The sequence below is a fragment of the Pseudacidovorax intermedius genome (assembly GCF_003350475.1).
GTDB lineage: Bacteria > Pseudomonadota > Gammaproteobacteria > Burkholderiales > Burkholderiaceae_C > Xenophilus > Xenophilus intermedius.
Genome location: NZ_QQAV01000014.1, coordinates 131,285 through 144,361 on the forward strand (window position 1 = coordinate 131,285; position 13,077 = coordinate 144,361).

The window sequence follows — 13,077 nt, forward strand, 5'->3', positions numbered from 1 at the left end:
AACAAGGACTCCCGCCATGCTGCACGGCTACATCCCCCCGCACCGCTTCCTGCCCTACCTCAGCTGGACCGAGATCGACCAGTTGCCCGACCGCGAGAACACCGTGATCGTGCTGCCCTGCGGCGCCATCGAGCAGCACGGCCCGCACCTGCCCTGCTCGGTCGACAGCGTGATCGCCTCCGGCGTGATGGGTGAGGCGCTGCGACGGCTGCCCGCCTCGGTGCGCGCCTTCGCGCTGCCGCCCATCACCTACGGCAAGTCGGAAGAGCACCTGCACTTTCCCGGCACCATGACGCTGACCGGCACCACGCTGCTGTCCACCGTCACCGAAATCGGCGAGTCGGTCTACCGCGCGGGCTTCCGCAAGCTGCTGCTGGCCAACGGCCACGGTGGCCAGCCGCAGGTGCTGGAGATGGCCGCGCGCGAGCTGCGGCTGCGCCACGGCGATTTCGTCGTCGTGCCCCACGGCGTGAGCCGCCTGCCCAGCGCGGCCAGCAAGCAGGTCAGCGAACAGGAGAAGAAGCTCGCCATGCACGCCGGCCATTCCGAGACCGCACTGATGCTGGCCCTGGCGCCCGAGACGGTGCACATGGAGCGTGCCGCAGCCAACTTTCCGCCGCCCTTCCCCATCAAGCTGCTCTCGCCCGACGGCCGCCCGGCCTGCGCCTGGACGGCGCGCGACTTCGGTCCCAGCGGCGTCATCGGCGACCCCACCAGCGCCACGCGCGAGCAGGGCCAGGAGATCCTGGACACGCTGGCCGACAGCTGGGTGCAGGCGCTGACCGAGCTCTACCAGCTGCGCTGGCTGGTGCGCGAAGAACCCACCTGGGAGCGCGGCCAGTTCACCGGCCACATCGAAACCGCGCGCTGAAATGAACCCACCCCGTTTGGACTTCCTCACTGCGTGTGGAAGTCCCATCCCCCTCAAGGGGCGCCCCCGGCGGCCGGGCCAAGCCCGTTCCGCGGGTGCACCGGCGCGGCCTGCTCCGCGGCCTTTCGATCAGCAGGGTGGCGCCTGTGCCGTCGAAAACCGAAATGACTTTTCAAACGGTGCGGCTCTTGCTTGGGCACCGCACCGGCCCACGCCCCTTTTTCGTCCCTCTTTCCCGTACTGATTTGTCCGACCTTTCCAGGAGCCCTGCCTTGAACCACCGCTTCACCCGCCTCGCTTCGCAATCCGCCCTGGCCCTGGGCGCCGCCGTCCTGGCGCTCGCTGCCTCCGGCGCCCAGGCCGAGGAAAAGTTCACCTACATGACCAACTGGTACGCGCAGGCCGAACACGGCGGCTTCTATCAGGCGGTGGCCACGGGCATCTATAAGAAGTACGGCCTGGACGTGACCATCAAGATGGGCGGCCCGCAGGTCAACATCCTGCAGATCATGGGCGCCGGCCAGGCCGACTGCGTGATGGGCTCCAGCGACCTGCAGATGATGCGGGCCCGCGACAACGGCCTGCCGGTGGTCACCGTGGCCGCGCTGTTCCAGAAGGACCCGCAGGTGCTCATCGCCCATGAGGACGTGAAGTCCATGGAGGAGATGAAGACCAAGACGGTGCTCATCGCCGCCAGCGCGCAGCAAGGCTACTGGGCCTGGGTCAAGTCCAAGTACGGCCTGACCGATGCGCAGACCAAGCCCTACACCTTCAACATCCAGCCCTTCCTGGCCGACAAGAACATGGTGCAGCAGGGCTACCTGACCTCCGAGCCCTACGCCATCCAGAAGGCCGGCGCCAAGGCCAACACCTTCCTGCTGGCGGACCATGGCTATCCCTCGTATGCCACCACCATCTCCTGCATGGAGAAGACGGTGAACGACCGCGCCAAGGCCGTGGCCGACTTCGTCAAGGCCTCCGCTGAAGGCTGGAAGAGCTACCTGGCCGACCCGGCCCCGGGCAATGCCCTCATCAAGAAGGACAACCCGAACATGACCGACGACCAGCTCGCCTACAGCGTCGCCAAGATGAAGGAGATGGGCATCGTCGGCTCCGGCGATGCCGTGAAGAACGGCATCGGCACCATGACCGAGGCCCGCATCAAGGCCAACTACGACTTCCTGGTGGGCCAGAAATTCATCGACCCCGCCAAGGTGGACCTGGCCAAGGCCTACAAGCTGGACCTGGCCCGCAACGCCAAGGTGCTGCCGTGACGCAGCCCACCCACGCGCCCGCCGCGGGCGTGCCGGCCATCGAGGTGCTGTCGGCACAGAAGACCTACCCCAACGGCACGGTCGCGCTGCAGCCGGTGGACCTCACCATCCAGGAAGGCGAGTTCGTCACGCTGCTCGGCCCCTCGGGCTGCGGCAAGAGCACGCTGCTGAAGATGGTCGCGGGCCTGCTGGAGCCCAGCGACGGCCGCCTGCTGCTGTGGCGCAAGCCGGTGCAGCAACTGCACGAGAGCACGCAGAAGATGTCCTTCGTCTTCCAGTCGCCCACGCTGATGCCCTGGGCCACGGTGCAGGCCAACGTGCGGCTGCCGCTGGACCTGGCCAAGGTGCCGCGCGCCGAGGCCGATGCCCGCGTGGCGGAGGCGCTGGAGCTGGTGGGCCTGGCCAAGTTCGCCAACGCCCTGCCGCGGGCGCTGTCGGGCGGCATGCAGATGCGCGTGTCCATCGCCCGCGGGCTGGTGGTGCAGCCCAACCTGCTGCTGATGGACGAGCCCTTCGGCGCGCTGGACGAGATCACCCGCCACAAGCTCGACGCCGACCTGCTCGAACTCTGGCGCAAGAAGAAGCTGACGGTGGTGTTCGTCACCCACTCCATCCACGAGGCGGTGTTCCTGTCGAGCCGCGTCGTGATGATGGCCGCCCGCCCCGGCCGCATCGTGGAAGAAGTGCGCATCGACGAGCCCTATCCGCGCAGCGCGGAATTCATGGTGTCCTCGCAGTTCCAGCACTACGCCAAGCACCTGCAGCGCAGCCTGCTGGCGGCCAGCCAGCACACCGACGAGGAACACACGGCCTGACCGCTGCGGGCCCATGCGCCCGTCGCTTTCGCCACAGCAGACCGGCGGCCTGGGCCGCCACGGAGATCGACCCCATGAGCATCACCTGGAACGCCGCCGCGCCGGCGCCTTCCGACGCCCCAGCCGCCTCGCCCGCGGTTGCCGCGCCGGCACCCGCGGCCTTCGCACCCGCGCCCCAACGCCCGCCCGTGCGAGAGGCCCGCGTGCCGCTGCTGCGCCAGCCGCGTGTGCAGCGCATCCTGCTGCCGCTGATCGTGGGCCTGGTGCTGCTGGGCGGCTGGCAGGCGCTGGTCGTCGGCATGGAACTGCCGCCCTACCTCGTGCCCTCGCCGGTGCTGATGCTGCAGACGCTCTTCACGGACTGGGCGGTGCTGGGCGGCGCGCTGCTGGTCACGCTCAAGATCACCGTGCTGTCCTTCGTGGTGGCGACGGTGGTGGGCGTGCTGATCTCCTTCCTCTTCGTGCAGAGCCGGCTGATCGAGACGGCGCTGTTCCCGTATGCGGTGCTGCTGCAGGTTACGCCGATCGTGGCCGTGGCGCCGCTGATCATCATCTGGGTGAAGGAGCCCACGGCCTCGCTGGTGATCTGCGCGGCGCTGGTGGCGCTGTTTCCGATCATCTCCAACACCACGCTGGGCCTGCGCAGCATCGACCCCGACCTGCAGGCCTATTTCCGCATGAACCGCGCGACGCGGCTGCAGACGCTGGTGCGCCTGCGCATCCCGAGCGCGCTGCCCTACTTCTTCGGCGGCCTGCGCATCTCCAGCGGCCTGGCGCTGATCGGCGCCGTGGTGGCCGAGTTCGTCGCCGGCACCGGCGGCAACGCCACCGGCCTGGCCTACCAGATCCTGATGGCGGGCTACCAGCTGAACATTCCGCGCATGTTCGCGGCTCTGCTGCTCATCTCGCTGACCGGCGTGGCCCTCTTCGCCGCCATGGCCTGGCTCACGCGCGTGGCGCTGGGCGGCTGGCATGCCAGCGAGCTGTCGCACGATTGAATCCGACTCCGAGGACCCTTTGACCATGAACGCCCGCCTGCACGCCATCGAGCAGCTGCACATCGAACTGCCCGACCTGGACTGGATCACCGACCCCAATCGCATCGAGCGGCTGTCGCAGGACTTCTCCTGGTTCAGCCCAGTGCTCAAGCGCCAGCTCGAAGGCAAGGTGGCCGACAGCGTGGTGCGGCCCCGCACCGAGGACGAGATCCGCCGCCTGGTGGCCGCCTGCGCGCGGCTCAAGCTGCCACTCACCATCCGCGGCAGCGGCACCGGCAACTACGGACAGACCACGCCGCTGGCCGGCGGCGTTGTGCTGGACATGACCGGCTACAACGGCGTGCTGTGGACGCGCCCCGGCGTGGCCCGCGCCCAGGCGGGCATCCGGCTGAATGAGCTGGAGAAGGCCACGCGCCCCACCGGCTGGGAGCTGCGCTGCGTGCCCTCTACCTTCCGCAGCGCCACGTTGGGCGGGCTCTTCGGCGGCGGCTTCGGCGGCGTCGGTTCGATCAACCACGGCCCGCTGGCCGCGCCCGGCAATGTGCTGGGCATCAAGGCCATGACCATCGAGCCCGAGCCGCAGATCGTCGAACTGCGTGGCGCCGAGGCGCTGCGGATGCACCACCTGTGGGGCACCAACGGCCTGGTGCTGGAGATCGAGGTCGGCCTCGCGCCCTGCCAGCCCTGGCTGGAGACGCTGGTCACCTTCAGCGACTTCGACCAGGCCATCGCCTTCGCCGACGAGCTGGCGCGCGCGCCCGGCCTGGCCAAGCGCGAGGTCGCCTTCTTCGCCAGCCCTGTGCCGGACTACCTCTCGCAGCTGGCCGAGCACTTGCCCAAGGGCTGCCATGCCGTGCTCTCGCTGGTGGCCGAGCCGGGCGAGGAAGCGATGAAGGAGATGGTGGCGGCCCGCGGCGGCACCGTCAGCTACCGCCGCACCGCGGACGAGGTGGCGCGCAGCCACAAGACGCTGATGGAGTTCACCTGGAACCACACCACGCTGCATGCGTTGAAGGTGGACAAGAACCTCACCTACCTGCAGACCAGCTTCACCCCCGGCCAGCATGTGCAGCAGATCACCGAGCTGACGAAACGCTATGCCGGCGAGGTGTTCATGCATGCCGAGTTCCTGCGCACGATGGACGGCCAGATGAGCTGCAGCGCGCTGCAGTTGGTGCGCTTCACGACCGAGGAGCGGCTGGCCGAGATCATCCACGAGCATCGCGAATTCGGCGTGCGCATCAACAACCCGCACACCTTCATCGTCGAGGATGGCAAGGCGGGCGGCGATCTGCCCGAAGAGGTGGTGGCGATGAAGCGGCGCTTCGATCCGCTCGGCCTGCTCAATCCCGGCAAGCTCCGGCACCACCCCGTCGCGAGCTGAGGCGCCGGGTCTTCCAGCGCCGCCGCGTCAACGGCTCTTGCGCGGCCGCCAGACCGAGAACACCAGCACCGCCACCGACAGCAGCCACAGCGGCGCCAGGCCGAATCGCGACACCCACCAGGCGAAGGGCGTGATGTTGCTGCGGCCTTCGACCTCGGCCTCCAGCGCGCCGCGCGTGAGGCGGGGCAGCTCGTGCGTCACCCGACCGCGGTGGTCGATCACCACCGTCGCGCCGGTGTTGGTGGCCCGCAGCATGGGGCGCTCGAATTCCAGCGCCCGCATGCGAGAGATGGCGCGGTGCTGGTCGATGGCCACCGTGTCGCCGAACCAGGCGATGTTGCTCACGTTGAGCAGCACGGTCGGCGCAGTGGCGGCATCGCGGAAGCCGGCGCCGATCTCGTCGCCGAACAGATCCTCGTAGCAGATGTTGGGCGCGATGCGCTGGCCCTGCCAGTCGAAGCTGCGCTGGGGAAGCCCACCGCGGCCGAAGTCGGCCAGCGGGATGTTCATCATGTCGGTGAACCAGCGGAAGCCCCAGGGGATGAATTCGCCGAAAGGCACCAGGTGGTGCTTGTCGTAGCGGTACGGCCGCTCGGCGAGCCCGGGGCCGAAGCCCAGCAGCGAGTTGGCATAGCGGCCCGGAGCATCTTCCATCGGCACGCCGACGATGGCGGCCTGGTCGCCCCGCGCATAGCGCTGCGCAATGGCTCCCAGGTAGCCGTCGGGCAGTTGGCGCGGAAGCAAGGGGAGCGCGGTCTCGGGCGTGACGACCAGGGCGGCGCGGCTCTTCTGCAGTTGCTCGCCGTACCAACGCAGGGCCGTGTCGATGCCGCTGCCCGGGATGAACTTCTCATCCTGCGGGATGTTGCCCTGGAGCAGCGACACCTTGAGCCGGCCGGTGCTGGCCGAAGGACCGCCGTCGCTGCGCACGAGGCCCAGAACCAAGGGCAGCGCGAGCAGCACCGGGGCAGCGAGCGGGAGCGCCCATGTGCGACGCTGCATCGCCCACAGCCCCGCACAGGCTGCAATGGCCGCTGCAGCGGCGCCGAGACCATAGATGCCCACCCACGGCGCATAGCCCGCCAGCGGCCCATCCACGTGCGCGTAGCCGCCAGCGCCCCAGGGGAAGCCGGTGAACAGGCTGCCGCGCACCAGTTCCGCCAGCGTCCAGACGGCGGCAAAGAGCAGCACGCGGCCGCCGATGGAAAGCCGCGGTGCCAGCCAGCCCCACAGGCCGCCGGCCACGCCGTAGTAGGTCGCCAGCCCGCTGCCCAGGAACAGCACGGCCAGCGCTGCCAGTGGCGCCGGCAGGCCGCCATAGGTGTTCATGGAAATGAAGAGCCACCAGAAGGTGCCGCACAGCCAGGCGGTGGCAAAGAGCCAGGCGCCCAGGGCCGGCATGCGCCAGCCACGGCGCTGCCGGTGTTCGCCGTCGAGCAGGAAGGCCAGCGCGGCCAGGGACAGCAGTTGCAGCCACCACAGGGGCTCGCCACCCCAGGGCCAGGCCATGGACGCCGCCTGGGCCAGGCCGGCCAGTGCGTAGGCCGGAAGGCGGCGCGCGCGCATCAGGCGGCGGTGTCTTCGGCCCGGGCGGGCGAGACCTTGAACCAGCGCACCGCGCCGCCGCGCGTGTGCATCACGACGAAGTCGAAGCCACCCACCTCGTGGCGTTCGCCGCGCTTGGGCACATGGCCCATCTCGTGGGCGATGAGCCCGCCGATGGTCTCGAAGTCCTCGGACTGCTGCTCTTCGCTGAACTGGATGCCGAAGGCTTCGGCCACACGCTCGATGGGCGTGTCGCCGCTCACGCGGTAGGTGTGGTCGGCCAGGCCGAAGATGTCGCCCTCGTCCTCGGCGACGTCGAACTCGTCCTCGATCTCGCCGACGATTTGCTCCAGCACGTCCTCGATGGTGATCAGGCCGGCCACGCGGCCGAATTCGTCGATCACGACCGCGAGGTGGTTGCGGTTGCCGCGGAACTCGCGCAGCAGGTCGTTCAGGCCCTTGCTCTCGGGCACGAAGGTGGCGGGCCGGAGCAGAGCACGGATGTTCAGCTCCGGCGAGCGCTGCAGCTTGAGCAGGTCCTTCGCCAGCAGGATGCCGATGATGTTTTCCTTCTCGCCCTCGTAGACCGGGAAGCGCGAGTGCGCGGTGTCGATGACGAGGTAGAGGATGTCCTCGTAGGCCGCATCGATGTCGATGAGGTCCATGCGCGGAGCGGCCACCATCACGTCGCCGGCCGTCATGTCGGCCATGCGCAGCACGCCTTCGAGCATCACCCGCGAGTCGGGTCCGATGATGTCGTTGTCTTCGGCGTCGGCGAGGGTTTCGATCAGCTCGTCGCGCGAATCCGGTCCGGGGTGGATGAACTCGGCGATCTTCTGGAGGAGGCCGCGCTTGTCGTCCCGGGGATGGGAGGCGCGTTCAGGGTGGGGGTCGGCCACTGCGTGAGGGCGGGAGTTGAGGGAGGCCTAGGATACCGGAATGCCTTGGCGGCATGATGTCAGCCGCCATCTGCGCGCTTGCGCAGGCCTGGCCTGCTCAGGGGGCCGAGCGCTGGCGCGCCTCCCGCACGCCCGAGCGAACTTCCTGCAGGCCGGCCAGGAAGGACCAGAACTGGTGGGCCCGCGCCTTCAGCTGGAAGTCGACTTCGCCGAACTGGTCCAGCGCGATGCCGGAAACCCTGCTGTCGAAATCGGCGGCGGGCAGTTCGAGGTGGGCTTCGGATTCGGAGCCGCTGCGCACCACGGTCGCGCCGGCATGGCGGGCGATCTTGAGCATGGCGGTGTTCTCGCTCAGGGCATGGATGAACAGCATGCTCACGCCCTCATTGCGGGCCACCATGACGGCGCGCTCGAAGAGCCGGCCACCGTAGCCACGGCCCCGCGCGTGCTCGGACACGGAGACGCCGAACTCGGCGCAGCTGCCGTCCTGCCCGGTGGGCGCGAAGGCCAGGTGCGCCATGGCGATGATCTCGAGACGGCGGTTGTAGATGCCGAAGATCTCGTCGCGCTGGAAGTCCAGCCCGTCCACATAGCGCTGAACCTGCTCGTCCGAAGCGGCATAGCCGAAGCGCAGGTAGCGGTCGCGCTGGGAAAGCGCGAGCAGATGGGCCAGGATGCGGTGACGCTCGCGCGGTCCGACGGAACGGATAGGAACCAGCCCGGCGGCGGCGCGGGGACGCAGGGGGCGGGCCGTGCCCGTCGGCGCGGGATCGGCGGCGACCACGCCGGGGCGCAGCAGTTGCATGCCGGCACGCACGGTCTGGACAAGGGCCTTGGGGAACATGGGGTCGATCATAAGGGTTTTCCCTATAACTACCGATGAGGCACTGTCACCGACCGGTCACGGGCGGGGGGCATTCGCTGAAATGTTGCGGCGCAGCAACCTTTGAGCACTCAGACCGGCACGGCGGTCGTCGCCTTGACCCTGTCGAGCACGAAGCTGGTCTTGCAATCCTGCACGCTGGGGTGTTTGAGCAGGGTGTCCATGATGAAGCGGCTGTAGTGCGCCATGTCGGCCACGACGACACGCAGCAGGTAGTCCATCTCTCCCGTGAGCGCGCTGCACTCCACCACCTCCGGCCAGGCCTGGATGCTGGCGCGGAACAGGTCCATCGGATTGCGCTTGTGGCTTTCGGTGTGTTTTTCGAGACGCACGTTGAGGTAGGCGGTCAGGCCCAGGCCGACGGCTTCGGGCCGGACCAGTGCGACATAGCGGTCGACCACGCCACTTTCCTCCAGCCGCCGCACACGCCGCAGCACCGCACTGGGCGAGAGGCTGACCTGCTCGGCGATCTGTTCGTAGGTGGCCCGGCCGTCGGCCTGGAGCAGTTGCAGGATGAGCCGGTCCTGCTTGTCGAGTGCGTGCATGGGGCGATTCTTGCCGCGATCGGCCGCAATGGCGAACGACGGCGCCCGGGCACCCTGCGGGGACGGGCCCATCGCGACGCCCGCCGAGTGTGGTCGATGACGCGTCAGTCTTCGTCCAGCAACGCCAGTGTCTCGGCCATGACGACGGTGTCGAAGGCCAGTTCCACATGGGCCAGGCCGTGGGCCGGCCGGTTGTCGGCGCCGGACAAGGTGGCGGTGTGCATGGGGAACACCATGTTGTCGCAGTTGGAGTACCAGCAGGTGAAGCGCGCAGGCGGGCAGGCGCGCTGGGCGACATCCAACGCTCGCAGCCAGGCGCTGCCGATCCGCATCTCATGGCTGCTGGCGGCGCGGCCGACGCGCGCCGTCCAGGTTCCTGCATGCGGCGTGCCCAGCGTGACGATCCGGTGGATCGGCACGCGTCCGCCGGTACGGCACCACCAGGCGCGGGCAACCAGCCCGCCCATGCTGTGCGCCACGAGCATCGGCGCCTGGCCGGTGGCGGCATGCACACGTCGCACCGCGGCGTCGAGCGTGTCGATGAAACCGTCCAGGCTGCCCAGCGGCGGCTCCAGATCGACGGCGACGACACATCGGCCTTGCGCCGCGAGGCGGCTCAGCCAGGGGAGCCAGAAGCCCCGATTGCAGGAAAAGCCATGAACGAGGACGACGCCTCGCCGGCCGTCGGGCGGCGGGACATGGTCTGGAATGCGGTTCGCGCGGAACGGCTGTCGCCATGCCCAGATCCGCGGCGACAACAGGCATTCGGCCCACCAGGCCCGCACGAGTTGGGCAAGCGTCGCATGGGGCCCTTGGCCGCGGCGATTGACGACATTCGAGGCGAGGAATTCCGCGGCCAGCACCACGCCGTGCCCGCCCAGCAGCACCGCCCAGCCCCCCATGAGCCAGGACAGGGAGCGGGGTGCCGCAAAGCCGGTCCAGGCCAGCGCCGTGAGGCACCACCCGGCCACGAACCACCGCTGCCATCTCGCGATCATCGGCCCATGATCGCACGCGCCCCGGGCAAGCCCGGGGACCTCGGGCAGGGCAGCCATCCCACAATGCGGCAAGCAGAGCCCGGAGACCGCATGCATCCCTCCCACCTTCCCAGCTATCCGCCCGGCGTCCCCTTCGAGATCGACCCGGGGCAGTACCGATCACTGAACGCGTTGTTCGAGGCGTCGTTCAAGGCGCATACCGAGCGCCCGTTCTCGGTCTGCATGGAACGCTGGATGAGCTACGGCGAACTGGACCGCCTGTCGCGCACGCTGGGCTGCTGGCTGCAGTCGCTGGGGCTCGAGCCCGGCGCGCGCGTGGCGCTGATGCTGCCCAACATTCCGCAGTTCGCCATCGCAATGGTGGCCGTGCTCCGGGCGGGCTACACCTGTGTCAACGTCAACCCGCTCTACACGCCGCGCGAACTGGAGCACCAACTGAGCGACTCGGGCGCGAGCGCCATCATCCTGCTGGAGAACTTCGCAGCGACGCTGGAACCCGTGCTGCTGCGCACGCCGGTCCGGCATGTGCTGCTGACCGCCATGGGCGATCAGTTGGGTGGCCTGTATGGCGCCTGGATCACCACGGCCGTGCGCCATCTCGCCAAGATGGTTCCGCCCTTCAAGCTGCCCATCGACAGCGGCCACAGCGTCACCACCTGGTCAGACGCGATGACCAGCGGCCGCGAGCGCACCCTTGCCGCCGACGGGTGCACGCTCGATTCCATCGCCTTTCTGCAGTACACCGGCGGCACCACAGGGCGATCCAAGGGGGCCATCCTCACGCACCGCAACATCATTGCAGCGACGCTGCAGGCCGAGGCCTGGTTTGCGCCGGCCATGGCCAAGGTGGGCGATCCGGCGCGCATCAACGGCATTGCGGCGCTGCCGCTGTATCACATCTTTGCGCTGACGCTGTGCCTGCTGGCCATCCGCCAGGGCTCGCACATGACGCTGGTGCCCAATCCGCGGGACATCGGCAAGTTCGTCGAGGTGCTCAAGAAGCGGCCGTTCCACGTCCTGCCGGCAGTGAACACGCTGTTCAATGCATTGCTGGCCCATCCGGCGTTCAAGAGCGTGGACTGCTCGCAGCTCGTGATCTCCCAGGCCGGAGGCATGGCGGCGTCGGAGGGCACAGCGCGTGCGTGGTTCGAGGCCACGGGCTGCGCGATGATCGAAGGCTGGGGCATGAGCGAGACCTGCGCCATCGGCACCAACAATCCGGTCACCAACACCACCTTCTCGGGCACCATCGGCGTGCCGCTGCCGAGCATCGAGATCGCGATCAAGGACGATGAGGGACGCACCCTGCCGGAGGGGGAGTCCGGGGAACTGTGCATCAAGGGCCCCAACGTGATGGTCGGCTATTACGGCCAGCCCGAGGAGACCGCGGCCGCCTTCACGGCCGACGGCTTCATGCGCACGGGCGACATCGCCGTCATGCTGCCGGATGGGCAGACGCGCATCATCGACCGCAAGAAGGACATGATTCTCGTCAGCGGCTTCAATGTCTTTCCGAACGAGCTGGAGAACGTGATCTCCCTGTGCCCCGGCGTGCTCGAGTGCGCAGCAGTCGGCGTGGCGGACGACAAGCAGGGCGAGGCGATCAAGGTGTTCGTCGTGCGCAAGGACGCGCAGCTGGACGAGGAGGCCCTCATGCGCTACTGCCATGCAGAGCTCACCGGCTACAAGCGGCCCAAGTACATCGAGTTTCGCGACGCCTTGCCCAAGACCAACGTGGGCAAGATCCTGCGGCGCGAGCTGCGGCAGGATATTCGCAGCACCTCCGCGCATTGAAGGCGACTCGCATGGCGGTTGAGCTGCCGGCCCAGATCACTGTCTTCGAGCGTGGCTGGCTGTCGTCCAACAACATCCTCCTGACCGGTGGGCGAGAGACGGTGCTGGTCGATACGGGCTACTGCACCCAAGCGAACCAGACGCGTGCGCTGGTGCAGGACGCGCTCGCGGGTCGGACGCTCGACCGCATCGTCAACACCCATCTGCACAGCGACCATTGCGGCGGCAATGCTCATCTGCAGGAGGTCTATCCCAGCGTACGGATCGGCATTGCGCAATCGCAGCTGGACAACGTGCAGTCCTGGCGGGAAGAGGCGTTGACCTACCGAGCCACCGGTCAGCAATGCCCCCGCTTTGTTGCCCACGATGCGCTGAGCCCGGGCGACGTGATCGAGATGGGGGACCTCGCCTGGTCGGTGGTCGCCGGTGCCGGGCACGACCCCCACGAGTTTCTGCTCTTCGAGCCGGTGCACCGCATCCTGATCTCGGCGGATGCCCTGTGGCAGCACGGCTACGGGGTCGTGTTTCCGGAGTTGGAGGGCGAGGACGGCTTCGCCGACGTGGCCACCACACTGGACCGGATCGAGGCCCTGGCGCCTCGGACCGTGATTCCAGGGCATGGCGCGGTATTCCTGGATGTGGAGGAAGCGCTGGCGCGCGCCCGGCGTCGCCTGGCGCAGCAGCGCGAAGATCCTCGATCCCATGCTTGGCATGCACTGAAGGTCCTGCTGAAGTTCAAACTGCTGGAGCAGCGCCGTGTCGAGCGCGCCTCTTTGCTGGAGTGGGCATCGACCATGCCCTATGCAAGAGCGCTGGGGATGATGCACTTCGTCGACGAGCCGCTGCCGGCGCTCATGGAGCGCGCCCTGGGCAGCTTGCTCAAGAGTGGCGCGGCTCGCCAACAGGAAGAATGGATCGAGGACGGCTGCTGAATTGACGCTCGCACGGTTGCCATGACGGCATTTTGCGGCCATACAAAACAAAAAGCCCCGCAGCGAGAGCTGAGGGGCTTTTTGAGGGCTGTAAGAGCCTGACGATGACCTACTTTCACACGGGAGTCCGCACTATCAT

The 13,077-nt window shown here is 68.2% G+C and carries 12 protein-coding genes; 7 read left to right on the forward strand and 5 right to left on the reverse strand.

Features of this window, described 5'->3' with window-relative positions; genetic code table 11:
- The first annotated feature begins 16 nt into the window (after positions 1–16).
- The 5 genes from DFR41_RS24615 (at position 17) to DFR41_RS24635 (ending at position 5,342) form a co-directional block, all read left to right on the forward strand.
- Entirely contained in the window at positions 17–871 is an 855-nt protein-coding gene (locus DFR41_RS24615; RefSeq protein WP_017760952.1) for a creatininase family protein, read from the forward strand.
- Between the two features lie 272 nt (positions 872–1,143).
- Positions 1,144–2,145: an ABC transporter substrate-binding protein gene (locus DFR41_RS24620; protein ID WP_017758711.1), complete on the forward strand. Its 1,002-nt coding sequence runs from the start codon at positions 1,144–1,146 to the stop codon at positions 2,143–2,145.
- Positions 2,142–2,960 (forward strand): ABC transporter ATP-binding protein, encoded by an 819-nt coding sequence (locus tag DFR41_RS24625; protein ID WP_017758712.1) that lies wholly within the window; start codon positions 2,142–2,144, stop codon positions 2,958–2,960. Before DFR41_RS24620 ends, DFR41_RS24625 begins: the two co-directional genes overlap by 4 nt.
- A gap of 74 nt (positions 2,961–3,034) precedes the next feature.
- Positions 3,035–3,958, forward strand: coding sequence for an ABC transporter permease (locus DFR41_RS24630; RefSeq protein WP_114804671.1), 924 nt, complete (start codon positions 3,035–3,037; stop codon positions 3,956–3,958).
- Positions 3,959–3,983: 25 nt separating this feature from the next.
- A complete protein-coding gene (locus DFR41_RS24635; protein ID WP_114804672.1) occupies positions 3,984–5,342 on the forward strand; it encodes an FAD-binding oxidoreductase in 1,359 nt (452 codons plus the stop codon).
- A 27-nt stretch (positions 5,343–5,369) separates the two neighbouring features.
- On the opposite strand, the gene lnt is transcribed toward DFR41_RS24635, so the two are convergent.
- From lnt to DFR41_RS24660, 5 genes are all read right to left on the reverse strand, one after another.
- Positions 5,370–6,908 (reverse strand): apolipoprotein N-acyltransferase, encoded by a 1,539-nt coding sequence (gene lnt, locus DFR41_RS24640; protein WP_114804673.1) that lies wholly within the window; start codon positions 6,906–6,908, stop codon positions 5,370–5,372.
- Positions 6,908–7,786 carry a CorC family transporter gene (locus DFR41_RS24645; RefSeq protein ID WP_017758362.1) on the reverse strand — a complete coding sequence of 293 codons (879 nt, stop codon included), beginning with the start codon at positions 7,784–7,786 and terminating at the stop codon, positions 6,908–6,910. The genes lnt and DFR41_RS24645 overlap by 1 nt, the downstream gene beginning before the upstream one ends.
- 97 nt (positions 7,787–7,883) lie before the next feature.
- Positions 7,884–8,630 (reverse strand): GNAT family N-acetyltransferase, encoded by a 747-nt coding sequence (locus DFR41_RS24650; protein ID WP_231394300.1) that lies wholly within the window; start codon positions 8,628–8,630, stop codon positions 7,884–7,886.
- A gap of 110 nt (positions 8,631–8,740) precedes the next feature.
- A complete protein-coding gene (locus DFR41_RS24655; RefSeq protein WP_017758360.1) occupies positions 8,741–9,214 on the reverse strand; it encodes an Lrp/AsnC family transcriptional regulator in 474 nt (157 codons plus the stop codon).
- Positions 9,215–9,318: 104 nt separating this feature from the next.
- On the reverse strand, positions 9,319–10,269 hold the full coding sequence (locus tag DFR41_RS24660) for an esterase/lipase family protein (protein WP_170159462.1): 951 nt from the start codon (positions 10,267–10,269) through the stop codon (positions 9,319–9,321).
- 33 nt (positions 10,270–10,302) lie between these two features.
- Between DFR41_RS24660 and DFR41_RS24665 the strand changes: the two genes are divergently transcribed.
- Both DFR41_RS24665 and DFR41_RS24670 read left to right on the forward strand, forming a co-directional pair.
- A complete protein-coding gene (locus DFR41_RS24665; RefSeq protein WP_114804675.1) occupies positions 10,303–12,006 on the forward strand; it encodes an AMP-binding protein in 1,704 nt (567 codons plus the stop codon).
- An 11-nt stretch (positions 12,007–12,017) separates the two neighbouring features.
- Positions 12,018–12,938, forward strand: coding sequence for an MBL fold metallo-hydrolase (locus DFR41_RS24670; protein WP_114804676.1), 921 nt, complete (start codon positions 12,018–12,020; stop codon positions 12,936–12,938).
- The last annotated feature ends 139 nt before the right edge of the window (positions 12,939–13,077 follow it).